Raw genomic sequence first — 22,648 nt, 5'->3', positions numbered from 1 at the left:
ACACCCGTTCCCATACCGAACACGGAAGTTAAGCTCTTTAGCGCCGATGGTAGTTGGGGGCTTCCCCCTGTGAGAGTAGGACGTCGCTAGGCAATCTAAAGTCTGAGAATTTTTTCTCAGGCTTTTTTATTTTTAGGCTGTCTTATACAACAAATGTATAGGACAGCCTTTTAGCTTCAGTCAGCAATGTTTTCTGTGCGAAAGCGAAGCGACAGTAACAACAACAATTACGCCAAGGTAAAATCTAAAATTCAAGAGCGTTACGAAGATTATTTAAATAAGATTGGCTAACGGGTAGTTCACTTCCATCCTTTAGAGTGACAATAAAATTGGAAGTAAGATCACGAGCCATTTTTTTTATGAAGTGAATATTAACGATATAAGATCTATGAATGCGAATAAAAGATGACGGTAGACGCATTTGAAGTTCTTTCAGTGTAATACTAGTTTTAAATTGTTCTCCATCCACATAAAACCACGTTTTTTTCTGCAGGCTTTCAATATGAGAGATTTTTTCAATGGCAATAGGATTCCATTCCTCTTCTTGCTTTCCTGTTAAAAATTGAAAGGGCTCTAATTTCTTTTCGGTAAAGGTTGAAGGTAATACTAGAATAAGTGCTGCAGGCACATCTAAAATGCTAATAGGGTAACCTATCCCATAATATGGTGTTTCGAATAAGGAATTATCTAAAACGGAGTCTGTTCGTTTCCTTGTGGATAGTACTTGTTCTGCAATGCTACCGGATTGTACTTGTTGGCCAACTTCTAAGTTAATGTTTTGATGTCCAGAATGAAAATAAATATAAGAGTTTTCAGCGGCAATTGCAATGGATGAATTGACTGGAACCCAGTCCTTTAGCATTGAAATAAACTGTTGTGAAATATCTTTTGGCAAAGAATTAAACTCATTAATCATTGTGAATATCCCCCTTGTTTGTAAACAGTTTACCAAATTTCATCGCCAAAAAAAGCGGTTTCATCTTTAAAATTTGGTATTTCATCTAAAAATAATGAAAATTCAGAAGTTCTGTTATATATTAATTTACAACAAATAAACCTGTTATGGAACAGCAGATTAAAAGTTTTTTAACAGAGTATATTGTCTACAAAGGGGAAGGTGGAATTTCAATATGTCAACACGTCAAGAAAAAATTCAAGCATTAGAAAAACAATGGGCAGAGAACCCTCGTTGGGCAGGTATTGAACGTGCATATTCAGCTGAAGAGGTTGTTAAGTTACAGGGCTCTGTTGTACTTGAACAAACTTTAGCAACTAAAGGTGCGGCTCGACTTTGGAACTCTTTACAAGAAGAACCGTTCATTAATGCATTAGGTGCATTAACTGGTAATCAAGCTGTACAACAAGTGAAAGCAGGATTAAAAGCAATCTATTTATCAGGCTGGCAAGTTGCTGCTGATGCTAACCTTTCTGGTCAAATGTACCCTGACCAATCCTTATATCCAGCAAACTCTGTACCAGCAGTAGTAAAGCGTATTAACCAAGCTTTACAACGTGCAGATCAAATCGATCATGCTGAAGGACGTGTAGATCAATTTGATTGGTTCGCTCCAATCGTGGCAGATGCTGAGGCTGGCTTCGGCGGTCCACTAAACGTATTTGAGCTTGTAAAAGGTATGATTGAAGCTGGAGCTGCTGGTGTTCACTTAGAAGACCAATTAGCTTCTGAGAAAAAATGTGGTCACTTAGGCGGTAAAGTTTTACTTCCAACACAAAATGCTGTTCGTAACTTAATTGCTGCTCGTCTTGCAACAGACGTAATGGGTGTTGATACAATCTTAATCGCTCGTACAGATGCTGATGCTGCTGATATGGTAACATCTGATATTGATCCACGTGATGCTGAGTTTATTACTGGTGAACGTACTCCAGAAGGCTTCTTCCGTACAAAACCAGGCATCAAACAAGCGATTGCTCGTGGGTTAGCTTACGCGCCATATGCAGATTTAATTTGGTGTGAAACTTCTAAACCATCTCTTGAGGAAGCCCGTGAATTTGCGGCAGCTATTCATGCTGAATTCCCTGGTAAATTGCTAGCATACAACTGCTCACCTTCATTCAACTGGAAAGCAAATCTATCAGAAGAAGAAATCGCAGAATATCAACGCGAGTTAGGTAAATTGGGATACAAATTCCAATTCGTAACATTAGCTGGTTTCCACGCATTAAACCACTCTATGTTTGAGCTTGCGCATGATTATAAAGATAATGGTATGGCTGCATACTCTAAGCTACAACAAGCTGAGTTTGCATCAGAATCAAAAGGCTACACAGCTACTCGCCACCAACGTGAAGTAGGTACTGGTTACTTTGATGACGTATCTCAAGTTATCTCTGGTGGTACTTCTTCTACAACAGCGATGGCTGGCTCTACTGAAACAGAACAATTCGTATAAGTTTCATAAAGTACGTGTAGTCCTAAATTCATAATCATAGATTAGTCTCCCCTGCTCCTCCTAAAGCGGGGGAAGACTACTGAAAATCGCAAAGGTGGGGGAAATAACTGATGGAACAAGCAACAACAGGTAAGCTTAAAATTGTTGGGGAACAAAATGAGCAAACAAAAGAAATTTTAACACCAGAAGCCCTTGAGTTTGTTCTTGCCCTGCACGAAAAATTTGATGCTCGTCGAAAAGAGCTGTTAGAGGCTCGTCAAGAACGCCAAAAGCGTCTTGATGCAGGTGAGAAACTCGACTTCTTGCCAGAGACAAAGCATTTCCGTGAGGGAGATTGGACAATTGCACCACTTCCAGCAGATTTGCAAGACCGTCGTGTAGAAATTACAGGACCTGTTGACCGTAAAATGGTTATTAATGCTTTAAACTCCGGTGCAAAAATGTTTATGGCTTGCTTTGAGGATGCATCTGCTCCGACATGGGAAAACATGATTGGCGGCCAAGCAAATATGCGTGATGCTATTAATAAGACAATTGAATTTACACAGGCATCTAATGGTAAAACGTATAAATTAAACGAAAATACAGCTGTGTTATTAGTGCGTCCACGTGGTCTTCATTTACTTGAAAAGCATGTACTAGTAGATGGCGAACCGATCTCTGGTAGCTTCTTTGATTTTGGGCTGTATTTATTCCATAATGCTAAAAATGCATTGGCACAAGGTACAGGACCATATTTCTACTTGCCAAAGCTTGAAAGCCATTTGGAGGCTCGCTTATGGAATGATATCTTTGTGTTTGCACAAGATTATATCGGAATTCCACAAGGGACAATTAAGGCTACTGTATTAATCGAAACAATTTTAGCTGCATTTGAAATGGATGAAATTTTATATGAACTGCGAGAACATTCAGCTGGTCTGAATTGTGGACGCTGGGATTACATTTTCAGCTATATCAAGCGTTTGCGTAATCAACCTGATGTAATTTTACCGGACCGTGGACAAGTAACAATGACTGTACCATTCATGAAGGCATATACGTCTTTATGTATTCAAACATGTCATAAACGTAATGCTCCTGCGATGGGCGGTATGGCAGCACAAATTCCTGTTAAAGGGGATGACGATGCGAATGCTGTAGCGTTTGCAAAGGTTGCCGAAGATAAACGTCGTGAGGCAACAGATGGCCATGATGGAACATGGGTAGCACATCCGGGTATGGTTGCAACGGCCATGGAACAGTTTGATGCCATTATGACGACACCAAACCAAATCGATAAAAAACGTGAGGATGTAAATGTTACAGCGGAAGATTTAGTAGCTGTTCCAGAAGGTACAATTACACTTGAAGGTCTTCGTATTAACTGTAGCGTTGGGGTTCAGTACATTGCTTCTTGGCTACGAGGCAACGGAGCTGCACCGATTAACAATTTAATGGAGGATGCTGCAACTGCAGAAATCTCTCGTACACAAGTATGGCAATGGATTCGTCATCCAAAAGGTATCTTGGATGATGGCCGCGGTATTACATTGGCCTTTGTATTAGAAATCTTGGAGGAAGAGCTTGTGAAAATTAAAGAGGCTGTTGGGGAACAAGTCTATAACAGTGGCCGCTATGAAGAAGCTGCTGAGCTGTTTAAATCTTTAATTGAACAAGACGAATTTGCGGAATTCTTGACGCTTCCAGGTTACGAAAAATTAGCTTAACTTGCTTTCAGCATAATTGATTTGAGATACGAATCTACTAAATGAACATATCCAACTTTCCTAAATTGTTGTGGACTAAACTCGAATGGAGTCCACTGTATTCCACTTATGTAACGAGCGGGGTCTGTTCCCCCGTTCCTTACTGAAAATTGAACACGGTTACAAAAAAGGGGTCATGAATAAAGGGATTTAAAAGGGTAAAGGATGTCTTACGAGCTTAGATGGGGAGCTTGTAAGACATTTTTTTACCTTCTAAACATTGTAAGGGGATGTCTCGAATTAATCATGAGACATCTCTTTTTTTGATTGTTCAATTGGTCTCATTTTTATGCACAAAGAATAATTATTTTGTTATATTAGCTATATAACAATTTTGGAGATGATAGTAATGTTTATTCAAATAGAGCCACAATCTGATGTACCAATTTATCAACAGGTAACGCAACAAATTATGGAAGGTATTGCACGAGGGGAAATGAAACCAGGAGATACTTTGCCATCTGTACGTAATTTAGCGGCTGATCTGGGTGTCAATATGCACACGGTTAATAAAAGCTATCATGAGTTAGAGGAGAAGGGGATCATTACAATTAGAGCTAAATCAGGTGCTATTATTCGTTCAACAGAGGAGCGAGTGTTAACTCCTGAACAATTACAGCAAATTGAAAAAAGCTTAAAGCCAATTGTGGTTGAAGGAATGGTGCTCGGGGCAACTTCTGATCAAATCGAGCACATGATGAAAAAGGTATTTTTTGATTTGCAAATACCTGCAGAAGGGGTGTAGCACATGCTACTTGGCGTTTTTTCAACCGTCTACATCATTACACTAGCTCTACAATTATTCATTCCGTTTATAGTACGAGAAACAATCGTTTTTGGCGTTACAGTACCCGAACAAAATGTAAAACATCCTGCATTACGTAATATGAAAAAGCATTACGCTCAAATTGTTGGAATTTCTGGCGTCATGTTTTTAATAATGATGATTGTTAGCTATTATTACCTTGCACTATCTGAGTTTATGCAAGGTAGCTTTCTGATTGGATGCTTGTTTGCGATGCTTACAGTTAGTATGACATTATATTGGAAATACCACCAAAGAGTTTTAAAGCTTAAAAGAGAAGAGCAATGGGGCTTAAATATAAAACAAGTTCGTACTGTTGATGTAACGGCACGTAGTCGTGATGAAATGCTTCCATGGCCATTTTACGTAGTCCCTTTTGGTGTTACGGTGTTTCTCATTATCTTTACATTCCTCCATTATGACCAAATACCAGATGACATTGCTGTACACTGGGGACCAAGTGGTGAAGCGGATTCTTGGAGAAAGAAAACATATTTTATTGCGGTTTCAATGCCGCTTGTTATGCTGATGATGCAATGTATGATGTGGGGAATTGTAGATTCCATAAAGCGTTCTGCAATCAAGTTGGCCGTTAATCGTAAGGAAGAATCATTGGAAGATCAGTTGAAAAGCCGAAAGTATATGAGCTGGAACATTATGTTGTTAAGCTATGCCCTTACTATATTATTTACAGTATTACAGTTAAGCAATATCTATCCTTCAATGACTTCAGGAAATAGGCTATTACCGATATTTATTTTATTTTTATGCCTTGTTTTTGGCTCTGTCCTTATTTACGCGTGGAAAAAATGCAAGTTGAGGGTGACATATGAAGATAATGTAGTTGCAGAAGTAATGGATGTTGATGAGGATCGCTATTGGAAGGGTGGATTAATTTATGTGAATCGTCAAGATCCTTCCGTTTTTGTAGAGAAACGTTTTGGGGTCGGTTGGACGATGAACTTTGCAAATCCACGAGGCTATATCGTAATTGGCTTGCCGTTACTTATATTGCTGTTGATTTCTTTCTTTTCGTTATAATATAAATGCGAAAGAAGTTAAAAATTCGCTACACTCCCGCGAGACAGCGATCATTGCATTTGTAGATCGTCCACACGGACTGGAGCGGATTTTTTGTTAAAGTAGTGTACCGGAAACAAGTCGGATGGGGGGAAGCTTGAATGAAAATTCTCGTTGTAGATGATGATGTACATATTTTACAGCTAGTAAATATTTATCTGACAAAAGAGGGCTATCAGGTGATACAAGCGGAAAATGGACAACAGGCACTTCAACTACTTGAGGGAAACTTGCCTGATTTGGCTGTTGTAGATGTCATGATGCCGGGTATGGATGGTTTTACATTAACTAAGAAATTGAGCCAGGACTACGATATTCCTGTACTGTTATTAACAGCAAAAGGCGAGCTTGAGGACAAGGAACGAGGTTTTTTGGCAGGCTCAGATGACTATGTTGTAAAGCCGTTTGAACCTAAAGAATTGCTGTTTCGCATAGCAGCGATATTGCGTAGATTAGATAAGAAAAATCAGATAACCATCCAGGTGGGCCGGCTAGTTATTGATCGTCGTAGCTTTGAGGTGGTCATTGGGGAAGATACACTTGTTCTGCCTTTAAAGGAGTTTGAACTATTGGCTTTATTAGCTTCCCGACCGAATCAGGTGTTTACACGTAGTTTTATTATGGAGCAAGTGTGGGGCTATGACTATGATGGAGATGAGCAGACTTTAAATACGCATGTGAAGCGGATTCGTGAGCGGCTGCATCGTTATGAAACAGGTGTTGAGATTACGACGGTGCGTGGTGTTGGCTATAAGCTAGAGGTTATTGCATGATGAAAACGTTATATAGTAAATTTGTTGTCACGACGATGCTCGTTATGATCGGCAGCTTGTGTATCGGCTTTTTAGCGACAAATATTTATTATCATCAAGTTGTAAAGGAAAAAAACGATGCGAAAAACGTGAAGATTGCGCAAGATATTGCGAAATACATTGAGTCGTCAAAGCCTAGCGATTTAGAAAATTATTTAACAACTCTTGGGGAAATAGGTTATCAGATTTATGTAACAACCGGTGACGAAGGACATTTTTTCGGCGGTAAGTATCGCGATAAATCACTACCGCCCAAAACAGTCGAGCAGGTTTTAAATGGGGGAATTTATCATGGTATGCGTGATTTTCCTAAAGAGACTTTTGTGACAGGCTTTTTTGCGAATGAGTTAATAAATACGATAGGTGTGCCATTTACTTATGAAAATAAGCAGTATGCATTGTTCATTAGACCTGATATTCGCTTGTTGTTTTCTGAGGTTCATACGATACTTGGTGGACTTATTCTAGCGATGACAGTACTTAGTCTGTTGGCAATGCTACTTTTTGCTAAGGCACTAATTCGACCTATTACACAACTTACCGAGGCAACACATCAGCTTGCACATGAGAAATTCGATACGCTACTAGATATAGAGCGAGCTGATGAGATTGGACAATTAGCAGATAGTTTTAATGTCATGACAGAAAAATTACAGGAAAATGATCGAATACGTAAAGAGTTTATTAGTAATGTGTCCCATGATTTTCAGTCGCCGTTGTTGAATATTCAAGGCTATGTAGATTTACTAAAGAATCCATCACTTACCGACAAGGAAATGCAGGAATATACAACGATTATTGAACTAGAAACGAAGCGTCTGTCGACATTAACTAAGCAATTACTTTTACTAACGTCACTCGATCAATCTACAAGGTTGTTAAAGCGTGAGCCTTATCGATTAGATGAGCAATTAAAGGAAACCGTAAGAAAATACCGCTGGCAGCTTGAAGACGCAAATGTACAATTATCGTATCAGCTTGAACCAGTAACATGTAATGGTGATGCTGGGCTATTGCAAAATGTTTGGGATAATTTATTGACGAACGCTATTAAATATAATGTCGAAGGTGGAGAAATTCATATTCACTTGCAAGAATTCTCATCCTCAATTGAAGTACTTATTGAGGACAGTGGCATAGGATTGACTGCTGAACAATTACAAAAGGCATTTGATCGTTTTTATCGAGTAGATGAGTCCAGAACAAAGCAAGGTACTGGGCTTGGACTAGCCATCGTGAAGCAAATTGCTGAGCTACATGGGGGAACGGTTCATATGGAAAGTGTTATGAATTCCGGCACAAAGGTCCGTGTTCACTTACCAAAATTGTAATGAGGAGTTCATGTAAAGTTCATGTTCACGAGATAAACTGCTGACTAAGTTGAAAAAACTTAGGGGGAGTTATTGTATGGAACTAAAATGGAGTATACGCCTTATTCGTCTTGCTGCGATTTTTGGCTTATTGGGAACGTATCTAGGCTCACATATTTCTGCCTCAGGTAGTTATGAATATAGACCGATACATGCACATATTTTGCTCGTAGGTTGGTTAAGTATGTTTGCATGGGGCATTTTCTATCGAGCTTTTAAAGTGAAATCGCAAAAATTAGTAACAGCACATGGTTGGACGGCTATTCTCGGAGTTTTTGGTTTAACACTAGGCATGTGGTTCTACAATATAAATCCATTTCATTTTAGCAGTACATTTACATTGATTTTCTTTATCATAGGTGGGACAACGCTATTAATTAGCTTTGCTTTATTTATCGTTGTAACATTTATGGTGAGTCTAAAAGAAGAAATGAAAAGCTAAAAAATACCGTGTCACTGTCTTTATGAGGTGGCACGGTATTTTATGCTATTGAAGCCTTTAAATAATGTATGGTTCTTCTGCAAAGCGAGGGGGTGATCTCCGTTCCGACTGGGCGCTTTGTAGCTGCCGCTTTGCTTTCGCCTTCGTTCCTCTATCGCTATTCCCCAAGGAGTCGCCCAGTTTCCACTCCAATCAACCACATCACATAGCATGTAATAATGTATCTGTGCGAAGCGAAAAAGGCGGCTTGACGTTCGCCCATAAGAAAAAGAGTAACCTAGAAGGAATCAACCCTACAATTTATTGATGAGTCTTTATTTCATATTTTCAAGAGACTTCTTAAGCCATTTTGTTGCCTCGGTATAGTCTTGTGCGACACCATGTCCTTTTTTGTAAAGCATACCGAGCTGGAATTGTGCTTTTTGATGCCCTTGATTGGCAGCAAGTCGATACAGCTGGGCTGCTTTCGCAAAATCCTTTGGTACCCCTTGTCCATGACTGTGCATTTGAGCTAATTGATATTGTGCTTTGGCATGCCCCTGAGCGGCAGCTTGTTCAATCCATTTTGCTGCCTCTGTATAATCCTGTGCTACACCTTTTCCCTTATCAAATAAATTACCGAGCTGATATTGAGCACCTGAATGCCCTTGGCTGGCAGCTAGTCGATAGCAGCGCCGTGCCTCTTCTAAGTCCTGCTCGATCCCCAATCCATGCTCATATAATAACCCTAATTGATATTCAGCCTGAATATGGGACTGATCAGTAGCGGCTCTCCACCATTTCACTGCTTCATCATAATTCAAGTTAGCTTCATATAATAATCCGAGCTCGTACTGAGCATCCGCATACCCCTTTTCAGCGGCAGCTTTGAAGTAAGGGAGCGCTTTTTCTGGTTGCTGAAGTTGGTATACGTAAATACGTCCAAGCTCAAATCCTGCACTTATATGTCCAGTGTTAGTGGCTAACTGTAACCATTTTTCAGCTAAAGATATATCGTTTTCTTTGACATAGAGTACACCGAGGCAGTATTGAGCGTTTAAGTGTCCTTTATGTGCAGCGAGCTTAAACCATTTTATAGCCTCTATACGATCCTGAGGAATACCTTGGCCAGTGTTATATAGCATTGCCAATTGAAATTCCGCATTAGTATGGTCTTGAAGTGCAGCTAAATGGAACCATTGCGCAGCTTCTTCAAAATTTTGTGAGATACCACGACCTTTAAGGTACATATAGCCAAGATTATACTGAGAACTTGCATCACCAGCTAATGCGGCCATTTCAAAATAGACTATAGCTTCCTCATAGCTTTGCTCGACGCCGGTTCCGTTGTGATAAAGGAATCCAAGGTTATTTTGAGCACTTGTATTCCCTTGATTGGCTGCTAGCATGTACCATTTTGCTGCCTCTGCAAAGTTTTGTGGCGTACCAAGTCCCTGATTGTATAAAACCCCTAGATTGTACTGTGCATCTGCGTTTTCTAAATCCGCAGCAGCTTTATAATAGCGAGTAGCTTCTTCATAGTCCTGTACAACACCATGTCCTAAATGATAAAGCACGCCTAAGCTATAAAGTGCATTTGCATCATTTTGAGCAGCGGCACGTTCATACCACATTTTTGCAACTGCATAATCTTTCTTAACACCACGACCTTGATTATAAAGAGCACCTAAATTATATTGAGCGCTTGCATTCCCTTGTTTTGCCGCAAGCTCAAACCAGTTTGCGGCACTTTTATAGGCCTCAGTTGATTGATTATCTTGAAGAAGCATATTTACATCAAAAACTGAAGTTATATTTTCAAAACTAGGGGCTAAGCGAATCATCTTTGCCTTTACGCTAAGGTCATAACGTTTAATAAACCATTCTACAATATCACTTATATAATCAAGAACAATCTTTGCGACCTTTGCTTCCACAATTTCACTACTATTACTAGAAGTCATTTTGTTTACAAGATTCATTAGTAAATAAATGCGACGTGGATGGATTTTTGCAACAAAGCTACGATTATTGAGTAATGACCGAATGTTTTTTAGCTTTGGTTCTGAATCCATTTCTAGTTTATAAAGCTCATATAGAATTTCCTCCAGTACAAGGAGTGATTTTTGTAAAGATAGAGCTGGCTTTGACGTGGCGAGAGAGCTAGCATCCTGTAAATTTTTAGCCAATTTAATGAAGGACAAAGCTTTTAGTTTCTTACATTGATCTTGGAGAATATCATATTGAATGACGATAGCACTCACCTCTTTCATAAAAGTCCTCTTTTTTCATATATCGGGAAAATACCGTTATTGTTGAATTGTCCTCGTTACATGATACTATGTTTTATAAGGAGACTCGTCGAGGTTTGAAGTAGCGATTAAAAAAGTACATCTGTCAAAGTTTCGTGTTATCCGGGGGATAGAGATGATGAAAAATATTGCAGCAATTATACCAGCCTATAATCCACAACAGTCACTTATAACCTATGTCCATCAATTATTAGCCACCACCATTAGCCAAATTATTATTGTCAATGATGGTAGCGATCAAAAATATGCATATGTATTTGAAGAGTTAAAAAAGATTGATTGCTGTCGAGTACTAGAGCATGACCACAATATTGGTAAGGGAGGCGCACTAAAAACAGCCTTTGCCTATGTAAGGTCGCAAAGAAGCATGTTTCAAGGTGTCATTACAGTAGGTGCTCATGGGCAACATACTTTACAAGATGTAAAGCTCGTTTTAACGATGACAAAGGTATTTTCTGAAGGAATTGTGTTAGGAGTACGTAACTTCCATTCGGCGGACAGTAACCTTTTATCCTACTGGGGTAATCGTGCAACAAGTTTGTTTTTTGAAATCCTTTACCATAGAAGATTAGTGGATACCCAAACAGGCTTGCGGTTTATTTCTATAAAGGAACTACCGTGGCTGATGAAAGTAAAAGGTGAACGATATGACTACGACACAAATATGCTAGTCGCTGCGCTTAAAAGAAAGTGTCCAATTTTTGAGGTGGAGATAGGTCAGTTACGAATAAAGAAAAATACAGTGATACAGTATGATGAAATAACAAATGCAGGGTCAATTATTGCTACCATGCTTATGAATTATTTAAAACCAAGGGAAAAATAGCTACATGTTAAATTTTGTAATAGGATAATAATTACTCAAGAGCGTAGCGAGTATAGAAAGAAGGAGCAATGATGATGGAATATTCAGATCAAGTGAAAAATCGTGTAAAGCGCATGGAAGGCCAGCTACGTGGGATCTTAAAAATGATGGAAGAAGAAAAGGACTGTAAGGCAGTCATTACTCAATTATCGGCTGTACGTTCAGCAGTAGATCGCACAGTTGGTGTCATTGTTAGCACGAATCTTTTAGAATGTGTACAAAATGCTGAAGGCGATGGCGAGAAAATGAATGAAGTTATTCAAGAGGCAGTTAATTTAGTAGTAAAAAGTCGTTAACATAAAGAGAAGCCAACTCGATAGAAAATGGCTTAGAAAACTCACTAAAAACAGGTGAGTTTTTATTTTTGTACAAAAATATAGTTTAATTCGATACTTATTGTTTATTAAAGGGAGTTTATACCTATGTGATGTTTATTGGTTATGCAGTTAAAAGTCACAGTTAGTGAACTTGTCCGATAGATTCGTAGTCACTTCCTCTGTTATTCTAATTACAAGAATATAACAAATGGGAAGGTGATTTATTGTGAAAAAATGGTTGATAGGCGGAGCAGCATTGCTGATGTTAAGTCCAACAGCAGCTTATGCTCAACAGGCAGACGCTCGTTCAGTAAATACTTCCCCGGTGAGTGCTTATCATGTAGTAGCTAGTACTAACGTAACGACTTGGGATCAATTCACAACAGAAATCGTAAAGCAATTAAATAATTTCGCTCCCGAAATTAACATTACATATAGTGGACCAATGACAGATTTCAAAAAGAATTTTATGGAGTCCTTTAAAAAAGCACAGGAGCAAGCGGTCTATGCGGGTGGTCATATGGAAAGTACCAATATTTCTGCAGACTCAACAGGCAATGTAACGTTTAAAGTGAAGTATTTGACAAACCAAACGCAAGAAGCGGCGGTGCAAAAAAAGGTTGATCAATTATTAAAAGCGATTATTAAGCCTTCGATGACAGAGTTCGAAAAAGTAAAAGCGATTAATGATTATATCGTGTCAAATGCTACATATGGTACAAAAACAAAGGCTAGTCCCCATAGTGCTTATGCATTGTTAATGGAAGGACAAGCTGTGTGTCAGGGTTATGCGTTAGCAGCTTATAAAATGTTGGATCAAGCTGGATTCGATGCAAAGTATGTTGTTGGTACTGTTAATGGTAACGTGGCACATGCATGGAATTTAGTAAAGGTTGATGGTCAGTGGTATCATTTAGATACAACATGGAATGATCCATTACCAAATCGTTTCGGGGCTTCTTCGTACGATTATTTTTTAGTAACAGATGCACAACTAAAGAAAGATCATAAATGGATAGCATCAAATTATCCAGCTGCAACAAGTACAAAATATAACTATATGCTAAATGTTCATTTTGCATATCAGGATAAAAATACGCTATACTTTAGTAATACAGCCGATAAAGATAAATTGTATAAGCTTGATCTAGCAAGTGGTAAGAAAACAAAGGTCATTGATAAACGTGCCTTGTATATTACTGGAGCAGATGACTTTTTATATTTCAGTGATTACAGTAACAGCGGTTACTTAACGAAATTAAATCTAAAAACATTAAAAACTGAAGTGCTTGTGAAACAAGCAGTTACAGATTTAAGAATTAATGATAATTTTTTAGTTTATAATGTTAAGGGAAATGAACAGAAACTTAAAATTAAATAAGAATATCCTTATCTATTGATAAAATGAAAGCACAAAAGGGCCTCCAACTGAGTTCTTTGTGCTTTTTTTGTATATAATGAATACAGGAAACCGGTTGGAGGTGAGGATTTTGTGGAAAAAGTTAGCCATGATCGTAATAATCATTATTTTTATTGACCCCATTTATACGGCTGGTAAGGCAGTTGTACAACAAGTAATAACTTGGGCCAATAATGATGAGATAGAAACGATGCTTCTTTCAACAAAGGAAAAAATCATAGACGTTACTGCTAAACTTTCAGAGAATACCTCCATTGAAACGGCCACACCACCTATAGAAGACAAACCAGAAGAAGGAGTAGCCGTTACAGCTCCTTCAGTCAAAAAACCTGAAGCAAAGTTAGTTGTAACAAATGCAAAGGAAATGGCTGATGCGATGTATGCGTACTACAGTAGTTTTTCACCTACGTTTGAGATTCAATATAAAGGCAATACACAACGAATTGAACAGGTAGTGGAAGAAGCTTATGAAAATGCTATTAAACGAGATGATTATGTATACGGCCATATTAGTAAACACTCAATTCGTTTTGAATATGGAGGAAGAACAGCCAAAGTATTTGGGGAGCAAAGTTATTTAATGACATCAGAGCAGTCCGGATATGTTGAAATGAATGTTCAAGAGGTCGTAGCTTCTATTGATAAACAATCATTAAGTGATGTAGAAAAGGTTAGGGCTGTCAATGATTATATCGTTGCCAATACCGCGTATACGGATCAAACGAATTCAAGTCCACATAGTGCTTACACAGTGCTTGCGGAACATGGTGGCGTTTGTCAGGGCTATGCATTGCTGGCTCATTCGATGTTACAAAAGCTAGGTATAGAAACAAAATATATAGTAGGCTATGTCGGACAGGAAGGACATGCTTGGAATTTAGTAAAGCTGAATGGACAATGGTACCATCTCGATACTACATGGAATGATCCAGTACCTGATCGTAAAGGGGCAGTGCGTTATCAGTATTTTTTAGTGGATGATCGAACGATGGCAAAAGACCATACGTGGATTGCTGAAGACTACCCGAAAGCAACTAGTACAAAGTATAACTACTTTCACAATGTAGATTTCGCTGCAAAAGTAGGGCAACAAATATTTTATAGTAATGTTTCTGATAATAATAAATTGTACGTGCTTGATTTAGAAACAGGTAAATCGAAACGCGTTTCCAATTCACGCGCACAGTACGTTGTTTATGCGGATGGTTGGCTATATTTTAGTAATTATTCACAAGGAGCGTATTTAACGAAGATTCGTCCGGATGGAAGCGGAGAACAAATATTAAATAGGGAAGAAACGAAGGATTTATTTGTGAAGGACAACTATTTATATTTCACGACAAATGAACTGAAAAAAATGGCGCTTTAACTTGATCAACGAAAACGATTAATTTGCCAAAAATAAAGAGCCTATAACTTTGAGGTTAAATAAAGAATGACTCTTCTTCAAAACGAGAGGTTGATTTCCGTTCCGACTGGGCGCTTTCCTGGGGGCGTCCGATGAGCCGCTTCACTCGCGTTGCTCGCTCCAGGGTCTCATCTGTGACGCTAATCCCCGAGGAGTCGCCCAGTCTCCACTCCAATCAACCACTACACATAGAGTGTATCATCGGGTATGTCACTCATATATTTTAGACACTTTGATTTCATTGAACATAATAGTTTTCAACAACATGAATGGCCTATGACATTATAAACTGTCATAGGCCTTTTTTGTTCGTTCTATAAGATAATGGATTGGTGGATGCTGACACAGAGAAACTTCAATTTGCGGATACATCGATTTCATTTCCTGAGAAAAAGTTTTAAAAATTAATGGATTATGCTTAATGGCACCACCATTACAATAAAGGCTAAAAGCGTCGCCTTGATAGTCGATTTTTTTCAACACAGCACATGCAAGGAGCGCTAGTTCATGGGCTGCGCGCATTGATATTTGGATGGCGCATGGATCCTTTTTGTCCACGGCATCTGCTAAAAATGCCCCCATTTTTGCAAGCTGCGCGTTCGTGTAAGATGGGTGAAACAGCCATGTAGCTAGCTCTGTAACATCTTGGATCCGTAAGTGATTATAGACAGCACTTTTTAATAGAGTCGGCTCACCGCGCCCGTCTTCCATGCGGAAAATAGCGCGTATTACTTCTTGCCCTAGCCAATAGCCACTGCCTTCATCTCCAGCACGATGTCCCCAGCCACCTGCACGTACTATTTGTGTACCGGTAAATGCGTAAGCGATAGCTCCTGTTCCAGCGATGAGTAACGCGCCTGCCTGTCCAGCAGTAACGCCAAGTAAAGTGGCTTGCGCATCATTTTCTATAATAAGCGTATCTATTTTTAGCTGTAATGCTGATAAGGCGTTATGAATGATTGCTGATACGATTTCATGATCTTTGGGAGAATCAACCCCAGCCATTGCAAAGGTAGCTACAGCAATAGTGGAGTCAGCTTGCTTTTGCAAAAAGTCCTGCACAGTTGCTAATAACGCTTGCACTATTTCTGTAGCAGTTTCAGCACCGATTGCTTGATAATTCGAGCCACTTGTTGATGTTGTATAGATTATTTCACCAGACTCGGCATGTACGAGCGCACATGCCGTTTTTGTAGCACCACCGTCAATAATAAGTAGCCATCCCATCATTGATTCCATCCCTCGATAAAGACTGTTAATTGTTTCTCTGCCTCAATGATTTTAGCCTCCTTCAAACGGACCCACTCATTAAGGTTATGAGAATTTGCCTTGGAGCGCTCAAGAGATTCTTTCATCGTTACGGGCGCTGGACCCCCAAGTAATGTACGTACAGCAACGAAAGTTTCTGGTTTTAATGTGTTATAAAAATCTTCTTCAGAGATTTTTAATGGCTTACCAGTAATCAATTTGGATTGTGTGTTTGCTAGCCCCCACGTAAGGCTTGCTAGAGATTCCTCGCCATGAGAGAGCAAGACCTTAATACATTTACTAACAATACTATGTGCTTGGCGGAAGGAAATCCCTTCAGAACGCACTAACGTATCGGCAAGCTCTGTTACATTGGCAAAGCTATTTTCAGCTCGATTTCTTAGTTTTTTCTTGTTCACATCCATCGTCACAACAAGCGAACCAAATAGTTCGTAAATACCTATTAAACGGTCGATGGCGCGCCATAAATATGGTTGCATATCATCTTCTGTGTCTACAATATCTCCAAAAGGTGTATTATGTACCATCTGTAATACTGTACTAGCGTCACCGACAACCGCTGATAACAATGAACGTGTATGCTCTATTGAAACAGGATTGCGTTTTTGTGGCATGATCGAGCTAACTTGTACGTACGGGCTCGCCAACGTAAATGCATTGAATTCCTGTGTAGCCCATAGTAGAAAATCCTGGGATGTACGGCCAAGATTAAGTGCCGCAAGCTGAACGATACTCGCTGCCTCTGCGATATAATCCGCACCAGCAACAGCATCCCACGCATTCTCGATAATATCATCGAAGGCCAATAACTCACGCATGCGCTCTCGATTAATATTGAAGCCAGTTGTCGTTAATGCTGCTGCTCCCATACTACTGCGATTCACCGTTTTGTAGACATGCTGTAAACGTTCAAAATCGCGTTCAAGTTGATCGATGACAGCCTTCAAATAATGAGCAAAAGTTGTTGGCTGTGCCTGCTGCGTATGTGTATAACCAATCATAATCGTGTCAACGTGCTCCTCAGCAGCAGCGATTAAATCATCCCGTAATGTCAATAATTCTCGCATAAGCAATAACCATTTTTTTCTTAAAGTCATTCGATAGATGGCAATGCCCATATCATTACGACTTCTCCCAATGTGAAGATTTCCAGCAACATCGCCAGCTAGCTCTATTAATTTATTTTCGATGCGGAAAAACAAATCCTCATATAGTGGGCTGTAATCCTCTATACGATAATAGTTCAAATCTAGTTTCTTTAGAGCGATTCCGATTTCTTTAGCTTCTTCTTTTTTTACTAGTCCCTGTTCTTCTAACATTTTTAAGTGTGCAATATTGATTTGTAGAATAATTGTTAAAAAGTTTTTCTTGGCTTCATCGTAAGCTGGCTGTAAGACAATTTTACGATAAATATTAGAAGGGAAGATCATCCCATCTTCTTGCTGTGTTTTGTTGCGAAAATCTTCAAACATATGAATTGCCTCCTATTAGATTAGCAGTTATATGGCCGAACCAGCACTGCCTTTAGATAACTTCTCAGAAATAATAAGCACAATTAAAATTAAACAAATTTGTAAGACGCCATATGCACAAGCAGTTCCAAATTTAAACGAATATAGTTTTTGGAAGATCGCCACTGATAATGGGATGGTCGACGTACTGTAAATAAGAATGGACGCTACGAATTCGCCAAAGCTTTGAACAAGTGCTAGTAACGTACCTGCCAAAATGCCCGTAAATGTAAGGGGAAGTACAATACGTCTAAATGAATACCACCATGTTGCACCTAAACTCCGTGACGCTTCTTCGATAGATTGATCTAATTGAACAAGTGATGCCGATGTCGATCGGAAAACAAGAGGTAAATGCCTAATAAAATAAGCTAACGGCAAGATCCAGAACGTCCCGACAAGAACTTGATTAAAGGCGAATATATTTTCTGTACTAAAGGCTGCAATCAAATTGACAGCTACAACCGTTCCTGGCAATGCCCAAGGAACCATAATTAAAATATCAAGTAATGTTTTACCTTTAAAGTTTAAGCGAACCATTGCATAGGCTGCTGCAACACCGAAAAGTATGTTACCGAATGTTGCAACAATCCCCATTTGAATGGAGTTCCAAATCGGTCGCCACGTCCGTTCATCTGTAAAAAGTGCTTGATAATGATCTAATGTATAGTCTGTTGGGAGAATTTGCGTTTTCCATGCACCATCAACGGAAAATGAAATTAAAATAAGCACTAAAATCGGCAAAATTAAAATTAATGTTCCTATGAAAGATGCAATAGTCGCCATAATTTTCATGCCTCTTGAAGACACTTCAGAACGGTGAACACTAATACCTTTACTGAGGTTTTGATAATTTCGACGGTTTTGATACCAGCGCATCACAATTAAAAAGGTAATGGATACAAAGGATAAAATCATAGATTGTGTCGCTGCCATATCTAAATTCCCATTCGTACGAGATAAATAGATTTGCATGGTCATTGTACGTTCGACACCGAACATTAAAGGTGCAGTGTAGGATGCCATAGATATCATAAAGACGAGTAAGGAGGAGGCAACAATCGAGGGTGTTAACATGGGCAAAATAACCTTTGTCCATACCCGAATACGCCCGGCACCTAAACTAGTAGCGGCTTCTTCTAAAGCTGGATCAAGACCTTTTATAGCTGCTGAGGCGGTTAAATAGAAGTAAGTGTACATAGTGAATGTATGTACTACGATAACCCCCCATATGCCTTTTAATGAGAAGGGTACTTGCTCTAAACCAAATAGGTGTTGAAACGCACGTGGGAAAATACCACTGTCTCCATACAAAAAAGTAAAGGACAGTACACCTACTAACGGAGGAAGAGCCATAGGTACCAATACTAAAACAGAGAGTATCCGTCTACCTGGGAAATTATAGCGTTCCAGAAGAAATGCCATAGTTACACCGACGATCGCACAACAAATAACACTGATAGCGGATATATATATACTAGTCCACAATGCCTCTATATTTGCTGGGCTAGTTATATTAAAGAAATTTTTATAATTAGAGAGTGCATCATCACCTGAAAAGCTCTCTTTAAACGTTTGATAGAACGGGTATACCACATAGGCAAACAACACTAAAAATAAAGGTGCCACTAAAATATAGACAAACCAGTTCGAGCTAGTTAGACGTGTCCATGCATTTCCTTCAGAAGAACTGTCGTGTGTTTTTTCCATGTTAGTACCCTCCTATTCTCCTAAAAAATACAGTGAATCTTGGGCTATAGTTAGAGTAATTTCTTCACCAATTTTTTTGAATTGACCATTCATATTAATAATCATTACTTTTAGTGAAAAATCTAGACATTCTACAATATAGTTCACACTAATTCCTGTAAATTCAACAAAAGTGATTTTACCCGTTAATGTGTTTTCACCAGTACCTTCATGAATAGATTCAGGACGAATAGAAATAAACACTTTGTCTCCAATCATATGCGTTAAAGCGGGGGAGCTTTGTTGCTTTCGCCCAGTGAGAACAAGTCCACTCGCTGTTTTTACTTGTATATCGTTACCGTTAATAGCATCGATTGTCGCCTCAATTAAGTTCGTCTCACCAATAAAATCTGCTACGAAGCGGTTTGAAGGTCGATTATAAATTTCTTGTGGTGTACCGATTTGTCTGACGTGCCCATTCTCCATGACCATTATCCGATCTGACATAGACATAGCTTCCATTTGATCATGCGTAACATAGATGGTTGTAACACCGAGCTCGGATTGAATACGTTTTATTTCTACGCGGGTTTCTTCGCGTAGTTTAGCATCTAAATTCGACAAGGGCTCGTCTAATAATAAAATATCAGGCTCTATGACAAGCGCCCTTGCTAATGCAACTCGTTGCTGCTGCCCACCAGATAATTCATTAATTTTCCGATTACCATATTGCGATAAATGGACAAGCCCTCTAATACGGTCAACTTTTTGCTTAATCTCTGCCTTTGAAAATTTCCGTACTTGTAATCCAAAGGCGATATTTTCGTCTACCGTCATATGTGGAAAGAGGGCATAATTTTGAAACACCATACCAATATTCCGTTTATTAGGTTGAAGCCTTGTCACATCAAAATCATCAAAAAGAATTTTTCCTTCCGTTGGGTAATAAAATCCGGCTATCATCCTTAGTGTTGTCGTTTTCCCACAACCACTTGGACCGAGGAAGGTAAAAAATTCACCAGATTTAATATGAAGATCTAAATCTTTTACGCCGTGAATGTGACCGAATTTCTTAGAGACATTTTCTATTTTCACACTTTTCAACTGAAATGCTCCTTTCTCGTTAGAAAATTAGTTGCATGAAGCCTCGAGCAAAATATACTCGAGGCTTATAAACATGAACAATATTCGTAGATGTTTTAGATTTCAGAACCATAGGCAAGTTAATCGGTCACTTTTTTCCTCGGCCTTTAATATTGTTATCCCAATGCTCCATCCATTCAGCTTCTTTCTCAGTCATGAGCTTCCAATCGATATCAAACGTTTTTAAATCTAATTCTTTAAACCACTCAGGCATTGCCGCTTTATCGATATCTGAGCGAGTAGGGATTTGATAGTAATCGTTGGCTAGTTGAGTCACCAATCCTTTTTCAAATATGAATTCTGTGAAGAGCTTTGCATTCTCTAAGTTTTTCGCATTGTTCACAACACCAACACCATCAACTAAAATCGGTGCACCACTCTTCGGATAAATGTAATCGAACGGATAATCAGTCGTATATTTCTTTAATAAAATATCTTGCAAATTCCATAAAGAAACGCTGCCTTCTTGTCGTGTCATCTTTAAATAAAGTGCATTTGGATCTTGTGTATATTCCTTCGTGTTAGCATCTAATTTTAATAACCAATCGTAGCCCTTCTCAGGTGAATCTGCGCCTTGACGTAAAATCATAGATGAGTAAATAGTACGCATCGTCCCAGATGCTAACACACCACGAATTAAAATTTTATCCTTCCACTTTGGATCTAATAATTCATCCCAATCTTGTGGGCCCGTTTCTTTCTTTAGTACATCATTGTTAATCATAATAACTTCGGGTAGTAACATTTCACCAAACCAGCGACCATCTGCATCTTTATAAGCCGCATCAATGGAGTCGTTAAAGCTAGGCTTCCAAGCCTGAAGTAAACCTTCATCGGCGCCGACAGTTAGTGCAGATTGCGTACCGCCCCACCAAAAATCAGCTTGAGGATTAGCTTTTTCACCACGTAGGCGCTCTAAAATTTGCTGCGCGCCCATCGTCAAAAATTCCACTTCAATGTCCGGGTACTTTTCATTAAACTGATCGATTACCTTTTGCACCATCTCTTCATCGCGCCCCGTATAGATCACAAGCTTTCCAGATGGCGTAGCTGCCACATCGGTCTTTTCAGAATCGGACGTTTTGCTAGTTGTTGCATCTTTTGTAGCAGTCTTATCACTACTACAAGCAGCTAAGACAACAAGCATCAGCACAAGTAATAAACCGAAGATACGTGTTTTCTGCATAATCTTCCCCCTCTCTAATAGTGAAAAACTTACATACTAACAGTATAATCCGTAGGTCTTGCATTAATGTTAGAATAATTAAAAAATTATAGTTAGATTCATCATAGCTAAGAAAATACTAGATAGCAATGGTTCTTAACTTCATTCAGCGGGTGCCCAAACACCCTCTGAAATAGAGGAACTCAGTCTAAGAATGCCACGTCTTGTGGCATTACCGAAATGACCGACATCGTGTCGGCCCTCACGCAGGTCTAGGCACAAAGCCGATTCCGGATGCAATTATATACCGAGGTATCATTGATCTAAAGTTGAAAACCCTTTAAAGTAACGAGAATTAAAGCTTTTCAGAATAGATTATCAAAATATGTACAAAAGTGAACGAAAGTTGATTTTGATGATTTTGAAATGAATGCTATGCTTTAAGGCAAGGACATCTATAAAATCTAATATTGAGGGATAAATTATTTATAGACATAATTAATAGGTGAACTTTCGGATAAATTCTTAATTTTTATAGTTTGCATAACTTCTTAATTTCGCTGCACAATTGTTTCTTCAACTGAAAACAAAATAATAAATATTCATTATTTTGTTCAATATATTGCTAATTGTTGAGTTTTCATTTAAGTTTAATTTATTTTGTATTATTATCATTATTTTTATTTGTCAAAAAAGACAGATGACTAATTGGTATATATAAAGCCCGTCTAATGTTTATGTTGATAGAGATCATAGGGGGTTCCCTTTAAATAATGGAATTATAGAACAGAAGAATTCTTTTCTAAATGACGGATTGTAATATTAAGTGCAACACCCAGAAGTCAATATAAAGGAAGCCCATAACGACCTCGTGTAGAATGTAGTTACCACACCAACAT

Annotated in this window: 18 protein-coding genes and 1 rRNA gene; 12 read left to right on the top strand and 7 right to left on the bottom strand. The window is 38.7% G+C overall.

The features are described 5' to 3' along the window. Positions 1-92: ribosomal RNA gene (gene rrf, locus ACFTQ7_RS23765) — 5S ribosomal RNA — on the top strand; the annotation flags it as partial. 152 nt (positions 93-244) lie between these two features. Here the strand turns inward: rrf and ACFTQ7_RS23760 are convergent. Then, positions 245-916 carry a LytTR family DNA-binding domain-containing protein gene (locus ACFTQ7_RS23760; RefSeq protein ID WP_386831673.1) on the bottom strand — a complete coding sequence of 224 codons (672 nt, stop codon included), beginning with the start codon at positions 914-916 and terminating at the stop codon, positions 245-247. Between the two features lie 214 nt (positions 917-1,130). Here ACFTQ7_RS23760 and aceA point away from each other — a divergent pair, with 214 nt between their 5' ends. From aceA to ACFTQ7_RS23725, 7 genes are all read left to right on the top strand, one after another. Next, positions 1,131-2,414, top strand: a complete 1,284-nt coding sequence (gene aceA / locus ACFTQ7_RS23755; protein ID WP_349661523.1) for an isocitrate lyase — start codon at positions 1,131-1,133, stop codon at positions 2,412-2,414. Positions 2,415-2,524: 110 nt separating this feature from the next. Beyond that, complete coding sequence (aceB, locus tag ACFTQ7_RS23750) at positions 2,525-4,123, top strand: malate synthase A (protein ID WP_386831670.1); 1,599 nt, start codon at positions 2,525-2,527, stop codon at positions 4,121-4,123. A gap of 388 nt (positions 4,124-4,511) precedes the next feature. Then, positions 4,512-4,907, top strand: coding sequence for a GntR family transcriptional regulator (locus tag ACFTQ7_RS23745; protein WP_386831668.1), 396 nt, complete (start codon positions 4,512-4,514; stop codon positions 4,905-4,907). 3 nt (positions 4,908-4,910) lie between these two features. Continuing rightward, positions 4,911-6,008: a DUF1648 domain-containing protein gene (locus ACFTQ7_RS23740; RefSeq protein ID WP_386831666.1), complete on the top strand. Its 1,098-nt coding sequence runs from the start codon at positions 4,911-4,913 to the stop codon at positions 6,006-6,008. Positions 6,009-6,148: 140 nt separating this feature from the next. Further along, positions 6,149-6,820: a response regulator transcription factor gene (locus ACFTQ7_RS23735; protein WP_386831664.1), complete on the top strand. Its 672-nt coding sequence runs from the start codon at positions 6,149-6,151 to the stop codon at positions 6,818-6,820. Beyond that, positions 6,820-8,190 carry a sensor histidine kinase gene (locus tag ACFTQ7_RS23730; RefSeq protein WP_386831675.1) on the top strand — a complete coding sequence of 457 codons (1,371 nt, stop codon included), beginning with the start codon at positions 6,820-6,822 and terminating at the stop codon, positions 8,188-8,190. The genes ACFTQ7_RS23735 and ACFTQ7_RS23730 overlap by 1 nt, the downstream gene beginning before the upstream one ends. A 76-nt stretch (positions 8,191-8,266) precedes the next feature. After that, entirely contained in the window at positions 8,267-8,671 is a 405-nt protein-coding gene (locus ACFTQ7_RS23725) for a hypothetical protein (RefSeq protein ID WP_386831662.1), read from the top strand. A gap of 314 nt (positions 8,672-8,985) precedes the next feature. Here the strand turns inward: ACFTQ7_RS23725 and ACFTQ7_RS23720 are convergent, their stop codons facing one another. Beyond that, entirely contained in the window at positions 8,986-10,923 is a 1,938-nt protein-coding gene (locus ACFTQ7_RS23720; protein ID WP_386831660.1) for a tetratricopeptide repeat protein, read from the bottom strand. A 154-nt stretch (positions 10,924-11,077) separates the two neighbouring features. Between ACFTQ7_RS23720 and ACFTQ7_RS23715 the strand changes: the two genes are divergently transcribed. The 4 genes from ACFTQ7_RS23715 to ACFTQ7_RS23700 all read left to right on the top strand — a co-directional run bounded on the left by ACFTQ7_RS23715 (position 11,078) and on the right by ACFTQ7_RS23700 (position 14,933). After that, entirely contained in the window at positions 11,078-11,788 is a 711-nt protein-coding gene (locus tag ACFTQ7_RS23715) for a glycosyltransferase family 2 protein (RefSeq protein ID WP_240518328.1), read from the top strand. A gap of 74 nt (positions 11,789-11,862) precedes the next feature. Continuing rightward, on the top strand, positions 11,863-12,123 hold the full coding sequence (locus ACFTQ7_RS23710; protein ID WP_010857552.1) for a metal-sensitive transcriptional regulator: 261 nt from the start codon (positions 11,863-11,865) through the stop codon (positions 12,121-12,123). Positions 12,124-12,370: 247 nt separating this feature from the next. Beyond that, positions 12,371-13,525 carry a transglutaminase domain-containing protein gene (locus tag ACFTQ7_RS23705; protein ID WP_349661515.1) on the top strand — a complete coding sequence of 385 codons (1,155 nt, stop codon included), beginning with the start codon at positions 12,371-12,373 and terminating at the stop codon, positions 13,523-13,525. Between the two features lie 109 nt (positions 13,526-13,634). Beyond that, the gene (locus ACFTQ7_RS23700) at positions 13,635-14,933 is read left to right on the top strand and encodes a transglutaminase domain-containing protein (protein WP_386831657.1); all 1,299 of its coding nucleotides are present in this window, start codon (positions 13,635-13,637) and stop codon (positions 14,931-14,933) included. A gap of 321 nt (positions 14,934-15,254) precedes the next feature. Here ACFTQ7_RS23700 and ACFTQ7_RS23695 read toward each other — a convergent pair whose 3' ends face one another. The 5 genes from ACFTQ7_RS23695 to ACFTQ7_RS23675 all read right to left on the bottom strand — a co-directional run bounded on the left by ACFTQ7_RS23695 (position 15,255) and on the right by ACFTQ7_RS23675 (position 21,770). Further along, complete coding sequence (locus tag ACFTQ7_RS23695) at positions 15,255-16,202, bottom strand: N-acetylglucosamine kinase (protein WP_386831655.1); 948 nt, start codon at positions 16,200-16,202, stop codon at positions 15,255-15,257. Beyond that, the gene (gene argH / locus ACFTQ7_RS23690) at positions 16,199-17,713 is read right to left on the bottom strand and encodes an argininosuccinate lyase (RefSeq protein ID WP_386831653.1); all 1,515 of its coding nucleotides are present in this window, start codon (positions 17,711-17,713) and stop codon (positions 16,199-16,201) included. Before argH ends, ACFTQ7_RS23695 begins: the two co-directional genes overlap by 4 nt. 27 nt (positions 17,714-17,740) lie before the next feature. Then, the gene (locus ACFTQ7_RS23685) at positions 17,741-19,462 is read right to left on the bottom strand and encodes an ABC transporter permease (protein ID WP_386831650.1); all 1,722 of its coding nucleotides are present in this window, start codon (positions 19,460-19,462) and stop codon (positions 17,741-17,743) included. A 12-nt stretch (positions 19,463-19,474) separates the two neighbouring features. Then, on the bottom strand, positions 19,475-20,545 hold the full coding sequence (locus ACFTQ7_RS23680) for an ABC transporter ATP-binding protein (RefSeq protein ID WP_386831648.1): 1,071 nt from the start codon (positions 20,543-20,545) through the stop codon (positions 19,475-19,477). Between the two features lie 127 nt (positions 20,546-20,672). Then, positions 20,673-21,770, bottom strand: coding sequence for an extracellular solute-binding protein (locus ACFTQ7_RS23675; protein ID WP_386831646.1), 1,098 nt, complete (start codon positions 21,768-21,770; stop codon positions 20,673-20,675). Between the last annotated feature and the right edge of the window lie 878 nt (positions 21,771-22,648).

Origin of the sequence: Lysinibacillus sp. NPDC056959, from assembly GCF_042674095.1 — a bacterium.
Taxonomy (GTDB): domain Bacteria; phylum Bacillota; class Bacilli; order Bacillales_A; family Planococcaceae; genus Lysinibacillus; species Lysinibacillus zambalensis.
Note: the sequence above shows the minus strand (reverse complement) of the source record. Positions and strands in the feature narration are given on the sequence as shown.

Excerpts from the sequence above, each read along its gene's own strand:
- ACFTQ7_RS23715 (WP_240518328.1), top strand. The coding sequence starts at position 11,078 with ATGATGAAAAATATTGCAGCAATTATACCAGCCTATAATCCACAACAG.
- ACFTQ7_RS23675 (WP_386831646.1), bottom strand. The coding sequence starts at position 21,770 with ATGCAGAAAACACGTATCTTCGGTTTATTACTTGTGCTGATGCTTGTT.
- ACFTQ7_RS23725 (WP_386831662.1), top strand. The coding sequence starts at position 8,267 with ATGGAACTAAAATGGAGTATACGCCTTATTCGTCTTGCTGCGATTTTT.
- ACFTQ7_RS23710 (WP_010857552.1), top strand. The coding sequence starts at position 11,863 with ATGGAATATTCAGATCAAGTGAAAAATCGTGTAAAGCGCATGGAAGGC.
- ACFTQ7_RS23695 (WP_386831655.1), bottom strand. The coding sequence starts at position 16,202 with ATGATGGGATGGCTACTTATTATTGACGGTGGTGCTACAAAAACGGCA.
- ACFTQ7_RS23735 (WP_386831664.1), top strand. The coding sequence starts at position 6,149 with ATGAAAATTCTCGTTGTAGATGATGATGTACATATTTTACAGCTAGTA.
- ACFTQ7_RS23760 (WP_386831673.1), bottom strand. The coding sequence starts at position 916 with ATGATTAATGAGTTTAATTCTTTGCCAAAAGATATTTCACAACAGTTT.
- aceB (WP_386831670.1), top strand. The coding sequence starts at position 2,525 with ATGGAACAAGCAACAACAGGTAAGCTTAAAATTGTTGGGGAACAAAAT.
- aceA (WP_349661523.1), top strand. The coding sequence starts at position 1,131 with ATGTCAACACGTCAAGAAAAAATTCAAGCATTAGAAAAACAATGGGCA.
- argH (WP_386831653.1), bottom strand. The coding sequence starts at position 17,713 with ATGTTTGAAGATTTTCGCAACAAAACACAGCAAGAAGATGGGATGATC.
- ACFTQ7_RS23730 (WP_386831675.1), top strand. The coding sequence starts at position 6,820 with ATGAAAACGTTATATAGTAAATTTGTTGTCACGACGATGCTCGTTATG.
- ACFTQ7_RS23740 (WP_386831666.1), top strand. The coding sequence starts at position 4,911 with ATGCTACTTGGCGTTTTTTCAACCGTCTACATCATTACACTAGCTCTA.
- ACFTQ7_RS23745 (WP_386831668.1), top strand. The coding sequence starts at position 4,512 with ATGTTTATTCAAATAGAGCCACAATCTGATGTACCAATTTATCAACAG.
- ACFTQ7_RS23720 (WP_386831660.1), bottom strand. The coding sequence starts at position 10,923 with ATGAAAGAGGTGAGTGCTATCGTCATTCAATATGATATTCTCCAAGAT.
- ACFTQ7_RS23685 (WP_386831650.1), bottom strand. The coding sequence starts at position 19,462 with ATGGAAAAAACACACGACAGTTCTTCTGAAGGAAATGCATGGACACGT.